The organism is Rhodococcus sp. DMF-1 (assembly GCF_021441945.1).
Taxonomy (GTDB): Bacteria; Actinomycetota; Actinomycetes; order Mycobacteriales; family Mycobacteriaceae; genus Rhodococcus; species Rhodococcus ruber.
Window position 1 is genome coordinate 1690618 of the sequence record NZ_CP090442.1, and the last position, 20716, is coordinate 1711333.

Annotated in this window: 20 protein-coding genes; 11 read left to right on the forward strand and 9 right to left on the reverse strand. The window is 74.2% G+C overall.

Features of this window, described 5'->3' with window-relative positions; all coding sequences use genetic code 11:
* Positions 1–11 precede the first annotated feature (11 nt).
* From tatA to LZP97_RS07910, 4 genes are all read left to right on the forward strand, one after another.
* Positions 12–272: a Sec-independent protein translocase subunit TatA gene (gene tatA, locus LZP97_RS07895; protein WP_040269754.1), complete on the forward strand. Its 261-nt coding sequence runs from the start codon at positions 12–14 to the stop codon at positions 270–272.
* An 86-nt stretch (positions 273–358) separates the two neighbouring features.
* Positions 359–1306 (forward strand): twin-arginine translocase subunit TatC, encoded by a 948-nt coding sequence (tatC, locus tag LZP97_RS07900; protein ID WP_040269756.1) that lies wholly within the window; start codon positions 359–361, stop codon positions 1304–1306.
* A 6-nt stretch (positions 1307–1312) separates the two neighbouring features.
* The gene (locus LZP97_RS07905) at positions 1313–4042 is read left to right on the forward strand and encodes a DEAD/DEAH box helicase (RefSeq protein WP_048773788.1); all 2730 of its coding nucleotides are present in this window, start codon (positions 1313–1315) and stop codon (positions 4040–4042) included.
* Between the two features lie 107 nt (positions 4043–4149).
* Positions 4150–4977: a DUF4333 domain-containing protein gene (locus LZP97_RS07910; RefSeq protein ID WP_048773829.1), complete on the forward strand. Its 828-nt coding sequence runs from the start codon at positions 4150–4152 to the stop codon at positions 4975–4977.
* Between the two features lie 19 nt (positions 4978–4996).
* Here LZP97_RS07910 and LZP97_RS07915 read toward each other — a convergent pair whose 3' ends face one another.
* The gene (locus tag LZP97_RS07915; protein ID WP_017682300.1) at positions 4997–5980 is read right to left on the reverse strand and encodes a 5'-3' exonuclease; all 984 of its coding nucleotides are present in this window, start codon (positions 5978–5980) and stop codon (positions 4997–4999) included.
* 27 nt (positions 5981–6007) lie between these two features.
* Here LZP97_RS07915 and LZP97_RS07920 point away from each other — a divergent pair, with 27 nt between their 5' ends.
* Entirely contained in the window at positions 6008–7138 is a 1131-nt protein-coding gene (locus LZP97_RS07920) for a M24 family metallopeptidase (protein ID WP_048773789.1), read from the forward strand.
* A gap of 6 nt (positions 7139–7144) precedes the next feature.
* On the opposite strand, the gene LZP97_RS07925 is transcribed toward LZP97_RS07920, so the two are convergent.
* Positions 7145–7543, reverse strand: a complete 399-nt coding sequence (locus LZP97_RS07925) for a TIGR03618 family F420-dependent PPOX class oxidoreductase (RefSeq protein WP_010596440.1) — start codon at positions 7541–7543, stop codon at positions 7145–7147.
* 62 nt (positions 7544–7605) lie between these two features.
* Here LZP97_RS07925 and LZP97_RS07930 point away from each other — a divergent pair, with 62 nt between their 5' ends.
* On the forward strand, positions 7606–8352 hold the full coding sequence (locus LZP97_RS07930; protein ID WP_010596439.1) for an SDR family NAD(P)-dependent oxidoreductase: 747 nt from the start codon (positions 7606–7608) through the stop codon (positions 8350–8352).
* Between the two features lie 9 nt (positions 8353–8361).
* Here the strand turns inward: LZP97_RS07930 and LZP97_RS07935 are convergent, their stop codons facing one another.
* The gene (locus tag LZP97_RS07935) at positions 8362–9828 is read right to left on the reverse strand and encodes a dihydrolipoyl dehydrogenase family protein (RefSeq protein ID WP_040269792.1); all 1467 of its coding nucleotides are present in this window, start codon (positions 9826–9828) and stop codon (positions 8362–8364) included.
* A gap of 61 nt (positions 9829–9889) precedes the next feature.
* On the reverse strand, positions 9890–10714 hold the full coding sequence (locus tag LZP97_RS07940; protein ID WP_048773791.1) for a precorrin-3B synthase: 825 nt from the start codon (positions 10712–10714) through the stop codon (positions 9890–9892).
* Between the two features lie 58 nt (positions 10715–10772).
* On the opposite strand from LZP97_RS07940, the gene LZP97_RS07945 reads away from it, so the two are divergent.
* Complete coding sequence (locus LZP97_RS07945; RefSeq protein ID WP_048773792.1) at positions 10773–11189, forward strand: PPOX class F420-dependent oxidoreductase; 417 nt, start codon at positions 10773–10775, stop codon at positions 11187–11189.
* A gap of 35 nt (positions 11190–11224) precedes the next feature.
* Here the strand turns inward: LZP97_RS07945 and LZP97_RS07950 are convergent, their stop codons facing one another.
* The 3 genes from LZP97_RS07950 to LZP97_RS07960 are packed head-to-tail and all read right to left on the reverse strand — an operon-like array spanning position 11225 to position 14905.
* Entirely contained in the window at positions 11225–12592 is a 1368-nt protein-coding gene (locus LZP97_RS07950) for a metallopeptidase TldD-related protein (RefSeq protein WP_048773794.1), read from the reverse strand.
* Positions 12589–14100 carry a TldD/PmbA family protein gene (locus LZP97_RS07955; protein WP_048773830.1) on the reverse strand — a complete coding sequence of 504 codons (1512 nt, stop codon included), beginning with the start codon at positions 14098–14100 and terminating at the stop codon, positions 12589–12591. The genes LZP97_RS07950 and LZP97_RS07955 overlap by 4 nt, the downstream gene beginning before the upstream one ends.
* Before the next feature lie 37 nt (positions 14101–14137).
* Positions 14138–14905, reverse strand: coding sequence for a TSUP family transporter (locus tag LZP97_RS07960; RefSeq protein ID WP_010596431.1), 768 nt, complete (start codon positions 14903–14905; stop codon positions 14138–14140).
* A gap of 99 nt (positions 14906–15004) precedes the next feature.
* On the opposite strand from LZP97_RS07960, the gene LZP97_RS07965 reads away from it, so the two are divergent.
* Genes LZP97_RS07965 through LZP97_RS07980 form a run of 4 tightly spaced genes read left to right on the forward strand, consistent with a single transcriptional unit; the run spans position 15005 to position 19548 of the window.
* Positions 15005–15529 carry an FxsA family protein gene (locus LZP97_RS07965; RefSeq protein ID WP_010596430.1) on the forward strand — a complete coding sequence of 175 codons (525 nt, stop codon included), beginning with the start codon at positions 15005–15007 and terminating at the stop codon, positions 15527–15529.
* Between the two features lie 19 nt (positions 15530–15548).
* Positions 15549–17159, forward strand: coding sequence for an amidohydrolase (locus tag LZP97_RS07970; RefSeq protein WP_048773796.1), 1611 nt, complete (start codon positions 15549–15551; stop codon positions 17157–17159).
* On the forward strand, positions 17156–18733 hold the full coding sequence (gene lnt / locus LZP97_RS07975) for an apolipoprotein N-acyltransferase (protein ID WP_010596428.1): 1578 nt from the start codon (positions 17156–17158) through the stop codon (positions 18731–18733). Before LZP97_RS07970 ends, lnt begins: the two co-directional genes overlap by 4 nt.
* A 35-nt stretch (positions 18734–18768) precedes the next feature.
* Positions 18769–19548 carry a polyprenol monophosphomannose synthase gene (locus tag LZP97_RS07980; protein WP_017682073.1) on the forward strand — a complete coding sequence of 260 codons (780 nt, stop codon included), beginning with the start codon at positions 18769–18771 and terminating at the stop codon, positions 19546–19548.
* A 57-nt stretch (positions 19549–19605) separates the two neighbouring features.
* Here the strand turns inward: LZP97_RS07980 and LZP97_RS07985 are convergent, their stop codons facing one another.
* Complete coding sequence (locus tag LZP97_RS07985; RefSeq protein WP_010596426.1) at positions 19606–20031, reverse strand: Hsp20/alpha crystallin family protein; 426 nt, start codon at positions 20029–20031, stop codon at positions 19606–19608.
* Between the two features lie 155 nt (positions 20032–20186).
* Positions 20187–20693, reverse strand: a complete 507-nt coding sequence (locus LZP97_RS07990) for a hypothetical protein (RefSeq protein ID WP_234420188.1) — start codon at positions 20691–20693, stop codon at positions 20187–20189.
* Between the last annotated feature and the right edge of the window lie 23 nt (positions 20694–20716).

Below are 20716 nucleotides of genomic sequence, written 5' to 3' on the forward strand. Positions count from 1 at the left end.
GGAGGTTGATAATGGGTGCAATGAGCCCCTGGCACTGGGCCATCGTCGCGATCGTCGTGATCATCCTGTTCGGTTCGAAGAAGCTGCCCGATGCGGCTCGCGGTCTCGGCCGGTCGCTGCGCATCTTCAAGAGCGAGGTCAAGGAGATGCAGAACGACGATGCGCGCCCCGCGCAGCAGCAGGCTCCGAGCCCGTTGCCGCCGGCCCAGCCGCCCCAGGCCCCCGTGGAGCCGCAGACGCAGACGTCGCAGCCCGAATCGCGTTCGGCCTGACCGTACTACCCTGACCGGGACATCCGCGCGGATGTCCCGGTCCTCCGCTGATCCCGGCGGCCGTGACAGGAGCTGAGAACCGCACCGTGCGCATCCCGTTCGATCCGCGTCGAAGCCGACGCAAGACCAATCCCGACGGCACCATGTCGCTGGTCGAGCACCTCTACGAACTGCGCACCCGTCTGCTCATCGCCCTCGCCGCGGTGGTCCTCACCACGATCGTCGGGTTCGTCTGGTACAGCACCGGCCTGTTCGGGCTGCCGAGCCTCGGCGAGATCCTGCGGGGCCCCTACTGTGATCTGCCGGCGTCCGCGCGCGCCGACATCAGCCCCGACGACAGCTGCCGGCTGCTCGCCACCGGGCCGTTCGAGCAGTTCATGCTGCGGCTGAAGGTGGCGCTGACCGCGGGCATCGTGCTCGCCTGCCCGATCTGGCTGTACGAGCTGTGGGCGTTCATCACCCCCGGGCTGTATGCGAAGGAACGCCGCTACGCGATCGGGTTCGTCGTCTCCGGCGCGGCACTGTTCGTCGCGGGCGCCGTCCTGGCCTACCTGGTGGTCTCGCACGCGTTGTCGTTCCTGCTCACCGTCGGCAACGACGTGCAGGTCACCGCGCTGTCGGGCTCGGAGTACTTCGGGTTCATCATCAACCTGCTCGTGATCTTCGGGGTGTCCTTCGAGATCCCCCTCGTCATCGTCGCCCTCAACGCCGTCGGGATCCTCAGCTACGCCAAGCTCAAGGCGTGGCGGCGGGGGCTGATCATGGCGATGTTCGTCTTCGCGGCCGTCGCCACCCCGGGGCAGGACCCGTTCTCGATGCTGGCGCTGGCCGCGGCCCTGACCGTGCTGCTCGAGCTGGCCATCCAGAGCGCCCGCCTCAACGACAAGCGCCGGGCCCGCCGCGACCGGGAACAGGGCTGGGGTGACCTCGACGACGACGAGAGCTCGCCGATCACCCCGCCGGCCCCGGTGCCGGCGCCCACCTCCACGCCGCCGCCCGGGCCCGCGTCCGCCGACTACTCCGACACCCTCTAGTCGCCTGTGACCGATTCACCCGACACCGGATCCACCACGCCCCCGCCGGCGTCCCGGCTCGCCGAGTTCACCGCCGGGCTGCCCTTCCCGCTCGACCCGTTCCAGGTGCAGGCCTGCCGCGCCCTCGAGGGCGGGCACGGCGTGCTCGTGTGCGCCCCCACCGGCGCCGGCAAGACCGTGGTCGGGGAGTTCGCCGTGCATCTGGCGCTGCGTGCCGGCAGCAAGTGCTTCTACACCACCCCCATCAAGGCACTGAGCAACCAGAAGTATGCCGATCTGGTCGCCCGCTACGGCAAGGCCGCGGTCGGGCTGCTCACCGGTGATCAGTCCGTCAACCCGGACGCCCCGGTGGTGGTGATGACCACCGAGGTGCTGCGCAACATGCTCTACGCGTCCTCGACCACCCTGATCGGGCTGACCCACGTGGTGATGGACGAGGTGCACTTCCTCGCCGACCGGTTCCGCGGCGCGGTGTGGGAGGAGGTCATCCTGCACCTGCCCGAGGACGTGCGCCTGGTCAGCCTGTCCGCGACCGTCTCCAACGCCGAGGAGTTCGGTGACTGGATGGAGACCGTGCGCGGGGACACCGCCGTCGTCGTCGACGAGGTGCGGCCCATTCCGCTGCACCAGCACGTCATGGTCGGTCCCCGCATCTTCGACCTGTTCGAATCCGCCGCACACCCGGACGCGGCGGACGGCACCGGTCGCCGCGGGGTCGTGGTCAACCGGGAACTCGTCGAGCAGGTGCGCCGCCGCGCCGTCCTCGACTCGGCCGGCCGGTGGGGCGGGCCCCGCGGGCGCATCGGGTTCCGGCCGCTGCCGCGCCCGGAGGTCGTCGCCCGCCTCGACCGGGAAGGGTTGTTGCCGGCGATCACGTTCGTCTTCAGCCGCGCCGGCTGCGACGCCGCCGTCGGTCAGTGCCTGCGCGCCGGGCTGCACCTGACCTCCGAGGCCGAGATCGCGCAGATCCGGGCGGTCGTCGACGAGCACACCGGCGACCTGCCGCGCGCCGACCTCGAGGTGCTCGGCTTCCGGGAGTGGCGCGCCGCCCTCGAACGCGGCATCGCCGCCCACCATGCCGGCATGCTCCCGGCGTTCCGGCACACCGTCGAGGATCTGTTCGTCCGCGGCCTGGTGCGCGCGGTGTTCGCCACCGAAACCCTCGCCCTGGGCATCAACATGCCGGCCCGCACCGTGGTGCTCGAGAAGCTGGTCAAGTACAACGGCGAAACCCACGCCGAACTCACCCCGGGCGAGTACACCCAGCTCACCGGGCGGGCCGGACGGCGCGGCATCGACGTCGAGGGCCACGCGGTGGTGCTGTGGCAGCCGGGTCTCGAGCCCGCCGACGTCGCCGGGCTCGCCTCCACCCGCACGTTCCCGCTGCGCAGCTCGTTCCGCCCGTCGTACAACATGGCGGTCAACCTGATCGACGCGGTCGGCGCCGAACACTCGCGGGCACTGCTGGAACGGTCCTTCGCGCAGTTCCAGGCGGACAAGTCGGTCGTCGGCCTGACCCGTGGCATCGAGCGCAACGAGAAGACCCTCGCCAAGCTGCGCGACCAGCTCGGCGGCGAGGACGGCGAGATCCTCGACTACCTGCAGCTGCGCGAGGAACTGACCCAGCTCGAACGTGCCCGCGAACGCCAGGCGCGGCAGGACCGCCGGCAGGCGGCGGTCGCGTCGCTGCTCGCGCTGCGCCGCGGCGACATCGTCGCCATCCCCGGCGGCCGACGCACGGGCCTGGCCGTCGTCCTCGAGACCGACACCGATGTCACCGATCCCCGGCCGCTCGTGGTCACCGCGGACGCCTGGTCCGGCCGGGTGTCGGCCGCGGACTTCCCGGCCCCGGCGACCGCATTGGGGAAGCTCCGGCTGCCCCGGCACGCCGACGCCCGCACCGCCCGGGCCCGCCGGGACCTCGCATCGGCGCTGCGCAGCACCGGGATTTCCGCGCCGCGCCGACCCAAGCGCGCCAAGCACGGCGACAGCCGCGAAATCGACACGCTGCGGCGGCGGCTGCGCCGGCATCCGGCCCACCAGCATCCCGATCTCGACCGTCTCGCCCGGCTCGGGGAACGCTACAACCGGCTGGGCCGGGAGGTGGCCCAGATGCGCCGCCAATCCGCGGCCACCACCAATTCCCTCGCACGCACCTTCGAGCGGATCGTCGCGTTGCTGACCGAGCGGGGCTACCTCACCGCCGGCGACGATCCGTCGACCACCGAGGCGGGGGAGCGGCTCGCCCGCATCTACAGCGAGAGCGACCTGCTGGTCGCCGAATGCCTGCGCCACGGGGTGTGGGCCGGGCTCTCGCCCGCCGAGCTCGCCGCGGTCGTCTCGGCCGTGGTGTACGAAGCCCGCGTCGAGGAGGGCGCCACCGAGTACGGGCCGACCGGGCCGCTGCGTCGCGCGCTCGCCGACACCGTCCGTCTGTGCGGACAGCTGCGCGCCGACGAGGTCCGCTTCAAGCTGCCCCCGACCCGGGAACCGGATCCCGGATTCGTCGACGCCATCTACACGTGGGTGAGCACCCAGTCGTTGACCGAGGCTCTGCTCGCCGCCGGCACCGCCGGACGTGACCTGTCGGCGGGCGATTTCGTGCGCTGGTGCCGGCAGGTCATCGATCTGCTCGATCAGATCCGCACCGGCGCCGTCGACCCGCAGCTCGCCAAGACGGCCGCCCGCGCGATCGGCGCGATCCGGCGCGGTGTCGTCGCGGTCGATGCGGCGTGAAGACACCGCGTGTGGTTTGATACGCGCGCTGCCACACGGCTTCCTCGTGATGGGTGGGGTGCTACGACTACGGTAATTGGACACAGCGAAGGCAGGTGGAGGCGACAATGAGCGGTCCGCACGACCCGCAGGATTCCGACGATTCGACCAAGCAGTGGGCGCCGTCGCCCCCGCCGTCCTCCGGAGCCGAGCAGGGGCCGGCACCGACGCAGGCGTTCGGCACACCGCAGCAGGGCCAGGCTCCCGGGCAGTCGTGGGCTCAGCAGAGCCCAGGCCAGCCCCAGCAGGGCCAGCCGCAGTGGGGGCAGCCGCAGCAGGGCCAGCCACAACAGGGCCAGTGGGGACAGCAGCAACCCGGTCAGCCGCAAGGCCAGCAATGGGGGCAGCAGCCCGGCCAGCAGTGGGGACAACCGCAGCAGGGCCAGCCGCAGCAGGGCCAGTGGGGACAGCAGCAACCCGGTCAGCCGCAAGGCCAGCAATGGGGACAGCAGCCCGGCCAGCAGTGGGGACAACCGCAGCAGGGCCAGCCGCAACAGGGCCAGTGGGGACAGCAGCAACCCGGTCAGCCGCAAGGCCAGCAATGGACCGGCGCGAACCAGTGGAATGCCGGTGCACCGCAGACGAAGTCGAAGACCGGCCTGATCGTCGGCCTGGCCGTCGCTGCGCTCGTGCTGATCGGGGCGATCATCGGCGCCGTCCTGCTCTTCGGCGGCACCGACACCCTCGACCCCGAGGCCGCGCAGGCCGGCGTCGAGAAGGTCCTCACCGAGTCGTACGGCGCAACCGACGTCTCCGACGTGCAGTGCCCGGACGGCGAAGAAGTCAAGGCGGGCAACAGCTTCGAGTGCACCCTCACGGTGGACGGGCAGTTCCGGACGGTGACCTTGACCTTCACCGACGACGAGGGCACCTACGAGGTCAGCCGGCCCAACTGAGCACGCCGGTCCGTCGCCCTCACACCCCGGCCGCCGCCGCGGTCAACCGGGCGGCGGACCGCCCGATCCCCAGATCCTGGGCCAGCCGCTCGAGTCCCTGCGGATCGACGGGGGCCCCCGGGATCGTGTCCGGGCGCGACACCCGGACCGGAGCGTCGGTGGCCACCCGCACCACCGGCACCGCCGCGTCCAGATACTCGCCGGCGTCGATCAGCTTGGCGCGCACCCCCTTCGCCAGCCCCGACGCCGGGTCCGCGGCCGCCGCGCGCAGCGCCGCGAGCGACCCGTACTCCTGCAGGAGCGTCGACGCGGTCTTCTCCCCGATCCCCTTGACGCCCGGCAACCCGTCCGAGGGGTCCCCGCGCAGCGCCGCCAGCTCGGCGTAGGCCGCTCCGGCCCGCCCGGGCGGAAGCCCGTACCGGGCCGCGACCTCCGCCGGACCGAACACCTCGGCCTTGGCCAGGCCCCGCCCGACGTACACCACCCGCACCGGCACCGCGCCGCCGCGCACCACCTGCAGCAGATCCCGGTCGCCGCTGACCACCAGCACCGGGTCGCGGGCCTCGCCGGCGGCGAGAGTGCCGATCACGTCGTCGGCCTCGAACCCGGCCGCCCCGGCGGTGGCGAGCCCGACCGCGGCCAGCACGTCGAGGATCATCGGCACCTGCGGCGGCAGCGCCGCCGGCACCTCCTCGGCGGTGCCGTCCGAACCGGCGGCCACCCGGTGCGCTTTGTAACTCGGCACCGCCGCCACCCGGAACGCCGGCCGCCAGTCCAGATCCAGGCACACCACCAGCCGCGCCGGCCGATGCTTGGTGATCAGCGACGCCACCATGTCGGTGAACCCCCGCACCGCGTTGACCGGGCGGCCGTCCGGGGCGGTGAGCGATTCGGGCAGCGCGTGGAACGCGCGGAACCACAGGCTCGCCCCGTCGAGCAGCATCAACGGGCCGGTGGGGGGCACGGGGGCGGCGGAGGCCGGCGTCGCAGTCACACCGGTCATCCTGCCAAACGCCACTACGCTGTCCGCATGAGTTCCCCCGAGCGCCGCTTCCCCGCAACCGTCTACGCCGACCGCCTCGCCCGGGCCGCCGCCCTCGGCCACGACGCCGGTCTCGACGCGCTGCTCGTCACCCCCGGACCGGACCTGCGCTACCTGCTCGGCTCACGCGCGGAATCGTTCGAGCGGCTCACCTGCCTGGTGATCCCCACCGACGGGCAGGGCGCGTCCGTCGTCGTGCCGCGCCTCGAGCTGGCCTCCCTCACCGACTCCGCGGCCGCGGACCTGAACCTGCCGGTGCACGACTGGGTCGACGGACAGGACCCGTACGCGCAGGTCGCCGCGCTGCTGCCGCAGCGTCCGCGCACCGCGGTCGTCGACGCCATGCCCGCCCTGCACCTGGTGCCCCTCGCGGCCCGGTTCGCGGTGCCGCCCGTGCTGGCGACCGAGGTGGTGCGGCAGCTGCGCATGGTCAAGGACGACGAGGAGGTCGCGGCGCTGCGCCGCGCCGGCGCCGCCATCGACCGGGTGCACGCGCAGATGGGGCGGTGGCTGCGGCCCGGCCGCACCGAGGCGCAGGTCGCGGCCGACATCACCGCCGCGATCGTCGCCGAGGGCCACACCGAGGCCGCCTTCGTCATCGTCGGGTCCGGCCCGCACGGCGCCGACCCCCACCACGAGGTCTCCGACCGGGTCCTCGAACCCGGCGACGTCGTGGTCGTCGACATCGGCGGCCCGGTCGAGCCCGGCTACTACTCCGACTCCACCCGCACCTACAGCCTCGGCGCGCCCCCCGACGACGTCGCGGCGAAGGTGGCGTTGCTCGAGGCGGCGCAGCAGGCGGCGGTCGACGCGGTCCGGCCCGGGGTCACCGCCGCCTCGGTCGACGCCGCCGCCCGCGACGCCCTTGCCGCGCACGGCCTCGCCGAGGTCTTCGTGCACCGGACCGGGCACGGCATCGGACTGTCCGTCCACGAGGAGCCGTACATCGTCGACGGCAATGCCGACGTGCTGCGGCCCGGGATGGCGTTCAGCATCGAACCGGGCATCTACTTCCGCGGCGAGTGGGGTGCGCGCATCGAGGACATCGTGGTGGTCACCGAGGACGGCTGCGAGCCGCTCAACCACCGTCCGCACGGACTGACGGTGCTGCCGGGGTGAGCGACCCTACTTGTCGAGTACCGAGCCCATCACCCGCGCGACGGTGATCTCCACCACCACGCGCGTCGGGTTGGGCCGCGGCGTCCGGTACCGCGCGGTGTAACGACGCACCCCCTCGGCGACGGCCTCCGGTTCCGCCCGCACCCGGGCGGGCCCCTCGAGGGTGAGCCAGCGGCCCCGCTCGACCTGACTGACGGCACCGTATCCGCGGCGGTCGGCGTTGAGCGCCTTCTGCGAGGTCGCATCGGTGATCACCCGCACCACCCCGGCCTCCGGATCCCACGTGAAACCGACGGCCACCACGTGCGGGCTGCCGTCCTTGCGCAGGGTCGTCAGCGTCCCGAGATGGTATTCGGTGAGGAACTGCAACGCGGCGTCGCCGAGCGCGGCGGGGGTGCGGGCCATGCCTGCGACGGTAGCCGAACCCGGCCCGCGCGCCCCGCGGCGCCACCCGGCACACTGGTGCGGTGAACAACGGGCAGGGTTCGATCGTCGTCTTCGGGGGCCGCAGCGAGATCGGGACGGCGGTGGCCGCCCGGCTGGCCCGCGGCCGCACCGTGGTCCTGGCCGCGCGTCGCGCCGGCGATCTCGAGGCGCAGCGCCGCGCCGTGCTCGACGCCGGTGCCGTCGCCGTGCACACCGTCGAGTTCGACGCCGACCGGCTCGACACCCACGAGCAGACCCTCGCCGACCTCGCGATGCTGTACGGGCCGATCGACGTCGCCGTCCTCGCGTTCGGCATCCTCGGCGACCAGCACCGCGCCGAACACGACCCGGCCCATGCCGTGGCGATCGTGCACACCGACTACGTCGCCCACGTGGCCCTGCTCACGCGGCTGGCGGGGCATCTGCGGGCCCAGGGATCGGGCCGGATCGTGGTGTTCTCGTCGGTGGCGGGGGTGCGGGTGCGCCGGGCGAACTATGTGTACGGCTCCGCGAAGGCCGGTCTCGACGGATTCGCCTCCGGCCTGGCGGACGCGCTGCACGGCAGCGGCGTGTCGCTGCTGCTGGTGCGACCCGGGTTCGTCGTCGGCCGCATGACCGAGGGGATGAGCCCCGCGCCGCTGTCGAGCACCCCGGACCGGGTCGCGGACGCGACGGTGCGGGCGTTGCGCCGCGGCCGCGGCGAGGTGTGGGTGCCGGCTGTGCTGCGGCCGGTGTTCGTCGGGATGCGGCTGCTGCCGCGGCCGATCTGGCGGCGACTGCCGCGCTGACCGGCGCGCTCAGCGGCGGCGCGACTCGAGCAGCCGCAACCACACCTCGCCGACCGTCGGATACGCCGGTACCGCATGCCACAGCGTCTCGAGCGGCACCGCGGCGACCACCGCGACCGTCGCGGCGTGCAGCAGCTCGGCGACGTCGGTGCCCACGAACGTCGCCCCCACCACGGTGTCGGCGGCGCGGTCGACCACGAGGGTGGCGCGTCCGGTGAAATCGTCCCGCGCCAGCGCGGATCCGGCCACGGCGATGTCGACCTCGAGCACCTCGACGTCGAGGCCGTCGGCGCGGGCGTCGGCCGCGGTGCGGCCCACGGCCGCGACCTCCGGGGTGGTGAACACCACCTGCGGCACCTGCCCGTGGTCGGCGCGCGCCCGGAACCGCGGCGCGTCGAGGTCGCGTCCCTCGGCGCGGGCGGCGATCACGTCGCCGCACACCCGTCCCTGGTACTTGCCCATGTGTGTCAGCGCGGTCCGGCCGGTGACGTCGCCGACGGCGTAGAGCCAGCGCCCGTCCACCCCGGCGACGGTCATGTGGTCGTCGGTGCGCAGCGGGCCCTCCCCGGCCCACCCGACGGTGTCGAGTCCGAGTCCGGCGGTCGCGGGCCGGCGCCCGGCCGCGACGATCAGCTCGTCGACCTCGAGGGTGCCGCCGTCGTCGAGGCGCAGCCGCACCGGGCCGCCGTGGATGCGTCCGATGCCGGTGTCCGCGACGTCCGGGCGGGACACCTCCGCCGTCGTGGTGCCGAACCGCAGCCGCACGCCGTGCTCGCGCAGCGCCTCGGCGACGGCGGCGCCGGCGACCGGCTCGGTGCGGGCGAGCAGCCGGTCCCCCCGCACCAGCATCGTCAGGTCCTCGGTGCCGAGCTCGCGCAGCCAGGTCGCGATCTCGCAGGCGACGACGCCGCCGCCGACGATCGCGGCGCGCCGCGGCACCTGCTGCAGGTTCGTCGCATCCCGCGAGGTCCAGGGCCGGGCCGCGCGCAGCCCCGGCACATCGGGCACGGACGCGGTGCTGCCGGTGGCCACCACCACCGCGTGCCGTGCCCGCAGCCGCCGCGGCTGCGGGCCGTCCACGGTGACCTCGCACCGGGCGGTGAGGCGGCCGTGCCCGCGCACGACGTCGATCCCGGCGCCGCGCGCCCACTCGACCTGGGCGGTGTCGTCGCGGCCGTCGGTGAACGCGTCCCGGCGGGCGAGGACGTCGGCGACGTCGACGCCGTGGGCGGCGACCTTGGCGGCGACGCCGGGCATGTGCCGGGCCGCGGCCAGCACCTGTCCCGGGCGCAGCAGCGCCTTGCTCGGCATGCACGCCCAGTAGGAGCATTCACCGCCGACGAGTTCGTGTTCGACCAGGACGGCGGTGCGGTCGCTGCCGGCGATGGCGTAGGCGGCGGCGTTCTCCCCGGCGGGTCCGCCGCCGAGGACGACGACATCGAACACCTCGGACTCGGACCCCGCACCGATGCTCATGAACCCACGGTAGGCGGCGTGCGGGCGGTGCGGGCCCGGAACACGACCGCCGCGGCGCGGTTCAGCGCAGCTCGGGGGAGTCGGCGTCGAAGACCAGTCCCATCGGGGCGAGGACCCGCACCACCTGTTCGGCGGCCCACTCGTCGAGATCGCACAGCAGCACCACCGACCACGGCGTCACCACCAGGGGACGATCCACGGCCGCGAGGAACTCCGCCGTCCGCGCCGGCAGCACCGCCCCGGGCAGACCGCCGCCGAGGGTGACCGCACCGTCGGGCTGGTCCAACCAGCCCACGGGCCGGGCCGGGGCCGACGGGCGCCGCGCCGGCGGCGCCGACGGCGCCACGCCCAGAGCGGCGAGGGTCGCGGCGACCCCGGCCCGCGGCGGCCGCTGCGCCGCCGCGACCAGCGTCTCGACGACGTCGTCGGGGGGCAGGCGCACGCCGGTGTCGGTGCCGTCGAGCAACAGCGCCCACCGCCGGTCGGGCAGCGCCGCCGCCCCCACCTCGGGGGCCAGGGCCGCGATGTCGCCGCTGCCGTCGTCGATCCCGACGACGAGGTCGCGGCCGGGCGCGAGCGCGGTGAGGCGACGGTGCACCTCGGCGAGGATGTCCCGCACGTCGACGTGCCCGCCGATGCGGCCGGACAGCGGCGAGGCGAGCAGGCGGCGCCGATGCGGTCCGGGCAGGTCGAAGCCGTGGCCGGACAGCTGCGCGGTGAGTTCGGCCCGGTTTCCGCGCAGCCCGAGACCGTCGGCGGTGAGGACCAGGGCGCCCCCGGCGTGGTCGTGGGCGAGCTCGGCGAGGATCTGCAGCTGCGCCGCCGCGAGCCGACCGCCGGGCAGGGACACCTCGACCAGGTCGACGGGTTCGTCAGCGGGCGCCATGGCCTCCAGGCTAGACGGCGGCGGTCGGCGCGGCCCGCCCGTCCGTAGGGTGTGGCCCATGACCCCGACCTTCGCCGACCTGGCCGCCGCGAAGTACGTGCTGCTGACCACCTTCCGCAGGGACGGCACCCCGGTGCCGACCGCGGTGTGGGCGGCCGCCGACGCCGACCGGCTGCTGGTGTGGACCGTCACCGACTCCTACAAGGTCCGGCGGTTGCGCCGCGATCCGCGGATCACCGTCGCGGTGTGCGACGTGCGCGGCGCACCGCGCAGCGACGCGGTGCCCGGCACCGCCACGGTGCTCGACGCGGCCGGCACCGAGCGGGCGCGGGCGACGATCGCCCGCAAGTACGGGATCCTCGGGTGGCTCACGGTCAAGGGCAGTGTGCTGCGCCGCGGGCGCGCCGGCACCGTCGGGCTCGCCTGTGTCGTCGAGGCGGACGACCCCACCCCGGATCCCGGTCCCGGCGGGTGAGCGGACCGCGGCGGCACACGGGCGTCGCCGCGGGATCAGCGGGCGCGGCTGACCGACGACATGTGGAAGTCGGGGATCCGCAGCGGCGGCATCGCGGTGCGGGTGAACCAGTCCTTCCATTCCCGCGGCAGGGTGCGCTGCGTGCCACCGGCCTCGGTGGTGCGCCGCAGCAGATCCAGCGGGCTCTCGTTGAACCGGAAGTTGTTCACCTCCGCCGTCACCGCACCGTCCTCGACCAGATACACGCCGTCGCGGGTCAGTCCGGTCAGCAGCAACGTCGCCGGGTCGACCTCCCGGATGTACCACAGGGTCGTCAGCAGCAGTCCCCGCTCGGTGCGGGCCACCATCTCGTCCACGCCGGCCGTGCCGCCGCCGGTCAGGAGCAGGTTCTCCCCGGGCGCGGCGGCCGGCGCCCCGAACTCGGCGGCGGCGGCCCGCGGGTACGCCAGCGCGTGCACCGTCCCCGCCCGCACCCAGTCGACCCGCCCGAGGTCCATGCCGTTGTCGAACACCGACACCGAGTTCGACGACGCGGTGGCCGTGACGAACGGCGCGTACTCCAGGCCGGGGGCGGCGGGATCGGAGAACAGCGTCAACGGCAGCGCGGTGAGCCGTTCGCCGACGCGGGTGCCGCCGGGCCGCGACAGCGCGGTGTGCCCTTCCTCGGCGCCGCGGCCCTCCATCGACCACATCAGGTAGATCATCAGGTCCGCCACCGCCGACGGCGGCAGCAGCGTCTCGTAACGCCCGGCCGGCAGCTCGACGGTGCGGCGCGCCCAGTCCAGCCGCCGCGACAGTTCCGTCAGCAGGGCGGGGGTGTCGACGTCGGTGAAGTCGCGGGTGCCGGCCCCGGCCCACGCGCTGGCCCCGTTCAGCCCGCCCCGTTTGCCGTTGATCTCCACCGATCCCTCCGGCGCGCTGAACCGGCGTCGCACCCCGCTCGAGGTGCCCAGCCAGGTCGTCGAGATCCGGTGGTGGGCGAAGCCGTAGAGCTGATCGGCACCGTCGAATCCGGCGGCGAGATCGTCGACGAGCCGCCCGAACACCGTGATGTCGGTCCCGGCCGCGGCGTCGGCCCAGTCGCCGGGCTCGCCCTCCCCGCCGACGAGCGGCACCGCGTCCTCGGCGGGGGCCGCCGCCGCGGCCGCCGCCCCCGCCGCCCGCACGGTCGGGGCGATGTCGGCCGGGTCGACGCTGCTCGATGTCACCACCCCGACGCGGGTGGTGTCGCCGCGCAGGACCGCGATCACCGTCCAGCTGCGGGAACGAGAGATCCCGTTGGTGGTCATCGAGTTGCCGGCCCACCGCAGCGACGCCTCGCCGGTGTCGGTGACCAGCACGATCGTCTCGTCGGCGGTCGAGCAGCGCAACGCCCGCTCGAGCTGTTCCTGCGCCTCGATCATCGCCGGCCCTCCGCGCGGGTGTTGAGGACGTTCACCGACCGCAGCAGCGCCGACGGGCAGCCGTGGCTGACCGGCGCGACCTGCCCGGGCTGGGCCTTGCCGCAGTTCACGGCGCCGCCGAGTTGCCACGTCGACGGCCCGCCCACCGCCTCGAGCGAGCCCCAGAAGTCGGTCGTGGTGGCCTGGTAGGCCACATCGCGCACCTGCCCGGCGAGCGTGCCACCCCGGATCCGGTAGAACCGCTGCCCGGTGAACTGGAAGTTGTAGCGTTGCATGTCGATCGACCAGGACTTGTCGCCGACGACGTAGAGCCCGTCGTCGACGCGGGCGATGAGCTCGGCGGTGGTGGTGTCGGCCGCCGGGTCCGGCTGCAGCGACACGTTCGCCATCCGCTGGATCGGCACGTGATGCGCCGAGTCGGCGTACGAGCAGCCGTTCGAACGCGGCAGCCCCAGCCGCGGCGCGAACACCCGGTCGAGCTGGTAGCCGACCAGTATCCCGTCCCGCACCAGGTCCCAGGACTGGGCGGCGACCCCGTCGTCGTCCCAGCCGACGCTGGCGAGCCCGTGCGCGACGGTGCGGTCCGCCGTCACCTGCATCACGTCGGTGCCGTAGCGCAGCGTGCCGAGCCCGTCCGGGGTGGCGAACGAGGTGCCCGCGTAGGCCGCCTCGTACCCGATGGCCCGATCGTACTCCGTTGCGTGCCCGATCGATTCGTGCACCGTCAACCACAGGTTGGTGGGGTCGATCACCAGGTCCGTCGGCCCCGCCTGCACACTGGGGGCCGACGCCTTCTCCGCCAGCCACCCGGGGATCTGCGCCAGCTCCGCACTCCAGTCCCAGTGCGCGTCGCCGGCCGCATACTCCCAGCCCCGCCCCACCGGCGGGGCCAGGGTGCGCATCGTCTCGAACTCGCCGGTGCGCCGGTCCACGGCGGTCGCCTCGAGCTGCGGGGCCACCCGCACCCGCTGCTGGGTGATCGTCGAGCCGGCCAGGTCCGCGTAGAACGTCTGCTCCTTGACCTGCCCACAGTGCGCCGTCACATGATCGACCTCGTCGGCGGCGAGCAGGTGCCGGGAGAACTCCGCCAGCCGCGCCACCTTGTGCGCCGTGGGCACCGTGAACGGGTCGATCTCGTACGGCGAGACCCACACCGCGTCCGGGTAGACCGGCTCGTCGGCGAGCTCGACCCGGTCCCGGTTCAGCGCCCGCAACGTCCGGGCCACCTCGATCGCCTGCCGCGCCGTGGCCGCCGCGACGGCCGGGCTCAGCTCGGCGTGCGAGGCGAACCCCCAGGTGCCGTCGACCACCACCCGCACGGCCAGCCCGGTGTCGATGCTGTCGACGGCGGCCTGCACGGCGCCGTCCCGCAGGCTCAGCGACTGGCTGTGCAGACGGTGCACCCGCAGATCCGCGTGGGAGGCACCGGCGGCGCGGGCGGCGGACAGCGCCGCGTCCGCGAGCGTCCGCAACGGCAGGGCGAGGAAGTCGGCGTCGACGGTGCTCACGGGCACCACCGTACTGGGTCGCACCCGGCGCGTCGGCTCACCCGAACTGCTGCCAGCCCAGACGCACCACCATCACCAGCACCACGATCAGCAGCACCGCCCGCACGAACCCCGCGCCGCGGCGCAGCGCGGTCCGCGAACCGACGACCGCGCCCGCGATATTGCACACCGCCAGTGCCAGCCCCAGCGACCACCACACGTACCCGGCCGCCGCGAAATACACCAGCGCCCCGACATTGGACCCGAGGTTGATCACCTTCGCCATCGCCGCCGACCGCACGAATTCGGTGCCGAGCAGCGTCGCGAACGTGATGATCAGGAACGTGCCGGTGCCCGGGCCGAGCAGGCCGTCGTAGAAGCCGATCACCGCGGCCGCGGTCAGCACCACCAGGACCGTGCGCCGCATCGTCGGCGGTTCGTGCGCCAGGGTCGTGCCGACCTGCGGCCGCAGCGTCACGAACACCGCGACCGCCACCAGCACCACCATCACCATCGGAACGAACAGGTCCTTGTCGATCCGCGAGACCGTCGCCGCACCCGCCGCCGCCGCGACCGCGGCCAGGACCGCCGCCGGAGCCAGGACCGGCCACTGCAGCCGGATCCGCCGCGCGAAGGTCACCACCGCCGCGCCGGTGCCGCAGAGGGCGGTGAGCTTGTTCGTCGCCAGCGCGGCCGCCGGTGTCAGCTGCGGGGCGACGACGAACAGCGCCGGCAACAGGATCAGCCCGCCCCCACCGACGACGGCGTCGACCCACCCGGCGGCGGTCGCCGCCACCATCAGAACCGCCCAGTCGCCCGCACCCACGCGGCCATTCGATCACAGCGACCGGGAGCAAAACCGCGGCGCCGCTCGTTGAGCGGATATGACCGCCGCACCGTTCCCGGCAGCTGGAAGGATCACCCCATGATCGCGCTGCTGTTCCTGGCCTACGTCGTCGTCGAGATCGGGGTGCTGGCGTGGCTCGGGTCCACCCTGGGCATCGGCACGACGATCCTGGTGTTCCTCGGGGTGAGCGTCCTCGGGTACCTGGTGCTCGCCGCGCAGGGCCGCCGTGCCCTGCAGAATCTGGGCCGGGTCCGCAGCGCCGCCGGCGCGGACCGGGCCCTGACCGACGGCGCACTGGTCGGCGCCGGTGCCGGGCTCGTGCTCGTACCCGGACCGGTGACCAGCGCCGCGGGAATTCTGCTGCTGCTGCCCCCGACCCGCGCGCTGCTGCGCCCGCTCGTGCGGGCGCTGGCCGCCCGCCGGGTCGCCGCCTCCGCCGCCCGGGGCGGCACCTTCCGCGGGGAACGCGTCGTCATCGTTGACGGCGAGGTCGTCGAGCACACCGTGGTCGGCCCGGCCCGCCTCGACACCCCCGCCTCCGGAGCCGGGACCGTGCTCGAGGGCGAGATCGTCGACCCCCCGCACCGTCCGCACCTGCCGTAACGGGGCACACTGGGTAGCCGTGAAGTCCCCCGCACCGCACACTCAGCTCCTCGTCGGCGGCCGCATCTACAGCGCCAGCGCCCCCGACGCCACCTCGATGGCCGTCACCGACGGGCAGGTCGTGTGGGTGGGGGAGGACCGGCCCGGCCGCGCCCTGCACCCGGACGCCGAGATCGTCGACCTCGACGGGGCGTTCGTCGCACCCGCCTTCGTCGACACCCACGTGCACGTCACCGCGCACGGCCTGGCCCTGACCGGTCTCGACCTGTCCGACACGCGGTCCCGCGAGGAGGCGCTGCACCAGGTGCGCGACCATGCCGCCCGGCACGCCGGCGCCGTCGTGTGGGGGCACGGGTGGGACGAGACCCGCTGGCCGGACCCCACCGCCCCCACCACCGACGACCTCGACGCCGCCGCCCCCGGCCGCGCCGTCTACCTCACCCGCGTCGACGCCCACTCCGCGGCGGCCTCCACCGCGCTGCGCGCCGCCGCCGACCTCGCCGGACTCGACGGCTACCACCCGCAGCGCCCGCTGACCGCGGCCGCGCACCACGGTGTCCGCGCCGCCGCCCGCGCCCTGCTCACCCCCACCGAACGCGCCCGGGCCCGCGCCGCCGCCCTCGACGACTACGCGGCACACGGCATCGTCGCCGTGCACGAATGCGGCGGCCCGGACATCGCCGGCCGCGACGACTTCGCCGAACTGCTCGCCACCGACCACGGGGTGCAGGTCCGCGGCTACTGGGGGGAGGCCGTCACCACCGCCGAGCAGGCCCGGGCGCTGCTCACCGCCACCGGCGGGCACGCCCTCGGGGGCGACCTGTTCGTCGACGGCGCCCTCGGCTCCCACACCGCGTGGCTCGCCGCGCCGTACACCGACCGCCCCGACTGTTGCGGCACCGCCTACCTCACCGTCGAACAGATGACCGCGCACCTGCGGGTCTGCACCGAAGCCGGCATCCAGGCCGGCTTCCACGTCATCGGCGACGCCGCCGTCGACGCCGCGGTGCAGGCATTCGCCGCGGTCGTCGCCGACCTCGGCGGCCCGGCCGTCGCGGCCCGCGGACACCGGCTCGAACACCTCGAGATGGTCACCGCCGCGCAGGGCGAGCGGCTCGGCGGCTGGGGCGTGATCGCCAGCATGCAACCGAGCTTCGACGCGCTGTGGGGCGGACCGGGCGGGCTGTACGCCACCCGCCTCGGCGCCGACCGCGCCGCCGGCCTCAACCCGTTCGCGCCGCTCGCCGCGACCGGCATGTCCCTCGCGTTCGGCTCGGACGCGCCGGTCACCGCGGCCCGGCCGTGGCCGATGCTGCGCGCCGCCGTGCACCACCGCACCCCGGGCAGCGGGATCTCCCCCCGCGCCGCGTTCGCCGCCGCCACCCGTGGGGCGTGGCGCGCCGGGGGGGTGCGGGACGGGATCGCCGGCACCCTCGACCCCGGGGCGCCCGCGTCGTACGCGGTCTGGGACGCGGACGAGCTCGTGGTCAGCGCGCCGAAGGACAGTGTGCAGCGCTGGTCCACCGACCCGCGGTCGCGGGTGGCGCCGCTGCCGGATCTCGAGCCGGGCACGCCCGACCCGGTGCTGCTGCGCAGCGTGCACCGCGGCCGCGTCGTGTACGCCCGGTGATCGGGTCGCGCGCCGCCGCCCGGCCGGTGGTGGTCCGCAGCCTCGCCGCCGTCACGGCGGGGCTGCTGTTGTTCGCGAGTTTCCCGCCGCGTCCGCTGTGGTTCCTCGCGCCGCTGGGCATCGCCCTGCTCACCGGGGTGCTGGGGGCGCCGACGCTGCGCCGCCGCGGCGGTTTCGGCTACGGCTACCTCGCCGGCCTGGGATTCTTCGTGCCGCTGCTGCCGTGGGTCGGGGAGTACGTCGGCCCGGTGCCGTGGCTGGCGCTCGCCGCCGCCGAGGCGGTCTTCGTCGGCCTGTTCGGGGTGGTCGCGGTGCAGGTGCGCGCCCTGCCGGGGGCACCGGTGTGGATCGCGGCCGGCTGGAGCCTGACCGAGTACCTGCGGGCGAGCGTGCCCTTCGGCGGGTTCCCCTGGGGCCGGCTCGCGTTCGGGCAGCCGGACGGGCCGCTGGTCGCTCTCGCCGCGGTCGGCGGTGCGCCGCTGGTGTCGTTCGCGGTGGCGCTGACCGGCACGGGGCTGTGGGCGTGCGCGCGGGCCGGGCTGCGCTACACCCGCGGGCACCGGGAGCGGTCGCCGCTGCTGCGGGCCGCGGCGACGACCGTCGCCGCACCGCTGCTCGCCCTGGCGACCTGGCCGGCGCTGCCCGCCCCCGAGGCGGGTGAGCGCACCGTGACGGTCGCCGCGATCCAGGGCAGCGTGCCGCGGCTGGGTCTGGACTTCAACGCCCAGCGCAAGGCCGTGCTGAACAACCACGTGGCGCGCACCCTCGAGCTGGCCGACCGGGTCCGGGGCGGCACCGCGCCGCGCCCGGACGTGGTGATCTGGCCGGAGAACGCCTCCGATATCGACCCGTTGCGCAACCGCGACGCCGCCGCCGACATCGGCGCCGCGGCGGCCGCGGTCGGCGCCCCGATCCTGGTGGGTGCCGTGCTGGTCAACGGGGACGGCACCACGACCAACTCGGTGATCGTGTGGGATCCGGCGACCGGGCCCGGGGAGCGGCACGACAAGCGCATCATCCAGCCGTTCGGCGAGTACCTGCCGTACCGCTCGTTCTTCCGGCTGTTCTCCGACTACGCCGACCGGGCCGGGCACTTCGTGCCGGGCGGCGGCGACGGCACCGTCCACGCCGCGGGCATCCCGATCGGGGTGGCCACCTGCTACGAGGTGGCGTTCGACCGGGCACTGCGGGACTCGGTGCGCGCCGGCGCGCACCTGCTGGCCGTGCCCACCAACAACGCGACGTTCGGCGACACGGAGATGACCTACCAGCAGCTGGCGATGTCCCGGGTGCGGGCCGTCGAGCACGGCCGGGCCGTGGTGGTGGCCGCCACGAGCGGGGTCAGCGCCGTGGTCGCGGCCGACGGCACGGTCACCACGCGCAGCGCCCTGTTCGTGCCCGAGGTACTGGTGGCGCAGGTGCCGCTGCGCGCGACGGCTACGCTGGCTACTCGGCTCGGACCGATCCCGGAGCTCGTGCTCTGCGTCGGGGCCGTCGCCGCCGTCGGCGTGGCGCTGGTGCGCACACGCGGGCGGAGCACCACCGTGCCGGCCGCAGCCGGCACCGCGAGATGACCGGCCGCCGGCCGGTGCGACAGGAAGGACCTTCGATGGCAGCGGCGACGCCGGCCGGGAACGACAGCGCGCCGAGCGCCCGGACCCTGGTGATCATCCCGACGTACAACGAACGTGACAACATCGGCCTGATCGTCGGCCGGTTGCACGCCGCGCTGCCGCACACACACGTGCTGATCGTCGACGACGGCAGCCCGGACGGCACCGGCGACGTCGCCGATCGTCTCGCCGCGGCGAGCGAGAACCGCATCCACGTGATGCACCGCACCGAGAAGAACGGTCTCGGGGCCGCGTACATCGCCGGTTTCCGGTGGGGACTCGAGCGCGGTTACACCGTGCTGGTGGAGATGGACGCCGACGGCAGCCACGCCCCCGAGCAGCTGCACCTGCTGCTCGAGAGGATCGACGCGGGCGCCGACCTGGTGCTCGGCTCGCGGTACGTGCCCGGCGGTGCGGTGGTGAACTGGCCGTGGCATCGGGAGGTGCTCTCCCGCGGCGGCAACATCTACTCGCGGCTCGCGCTGGGGGTGCGGATCCACGACATCACCGGCGGCTACCGCGCCTACCGGCGCGAGGTGCTCGAGCACCTCGATCTCGCCGCGGTCGCCTCGCACGGCTACTGCTTCCAGGTCGACCTCGCCTGGCGGGCGGTGCAGGCCGGGTTCACGGTCGCCGAGGTGCCGATCACCTTCACCGAGCGGATCATCGGCGAATCGAAGATGAGCGGCAGCATCGTGCAGGAGGCGCTGATCAAGGTCACCGTGTGGGGCGTGCGCAACCGGTGGACGAAACTGCGCGGCCTGCTGCGCCGCTGAGCGCCGCCGGGCTGGGGGCCGGTCGAGGACCGGTCACCCCCATCCGGGCGGCGGGGCTCATTCGGCGTTCTTGACCTCGATCTTCTTCCCGGCCTGCTGCTGCTCGGCCAGAGCGATCGAGACGGTGAGGATGCCCTTGGCGTAGGACGCCTCGACGTCGTCGTCCTTCGCACCCGGTGGCAGGGCCACCGAACGCCGGAACGAGCCGTAGTGGAACTCCGAGCGTCCCCCCTCGGATTTCTCCTCGGTCCGTTCGGCCGTGATCTCGAGCTGCCCGGCGTTGATCGCGACGTCGATGTCCTTCTCCGGGTCGAGGCCGGGCAGCTCGGCCCGCACGACGTACCGGCCGTTCTCGACACGGTCCTCGACCCGGATGAGGTTGCCGCCGAGAGCGGGACGTAGACCGGTGAAGGGGAAGGCGTCGAAGAACTCGGACAGGTCCGGGAACACCGAACGGGAACGGCGCGCTGGCACAGTGGACATGTCTGCTCCTCTCCTGGGAAACGGATCGGCGGAAGGTCGGTCCGTGTCCATTCGACTCCGTGCGGGACGCGCCCGACAGGGCCGGAAGTCCCGACCCCCGAGATCCGAACGTTCGCACCCCCGGTAGCCCTCCAAACGATCGTTCGGACTCGGGCCTACGCGTTCGGCGAACGTTCGTCAGTCGGGATCCGGTCCGGGCGGCCGCGTTCGCGCCGCAGTTCCGCCACCTGCATCCGCAGCTCGGCGATGTGGATCCGCGCCTCGCGCAGCTGGGTGGCCCGCTCGTCGGCCAGTTCGGCGCGCACCATCGCGAGATCGGCCTCGAGTTCGGCCACCCGCTGCCAGGCCTCGGCAGCCGAGCGCAGCGCCTCGTCGCGTTCGGTGCGCAGCCGGGTCGCCTCGAGGTCCACCGCCCCGGTGCCGGCCGCCCGGGGCGGGTCCGGGGCGGCGCCGAGGCGGGTACCCGCACGCTCCGGCGGCGAAGAGGACGCCGACCGGGGCGGGTCGGAGGTCGCTGCGGGTGGGGACGGGGTGGCGGTCCGGCGCTGGCGTTCGCGCCAGGCGCGCGCACGTTCGGCGCTGTTGGCGTACTGCTTGCGGCGGCCGCCCGTCGCGGGGGTGGCCCCGATCGGCGTGCCGGGCGCCGAGGAGGCGTCGCTCACCACCGCAGACTACCAGGACGAAC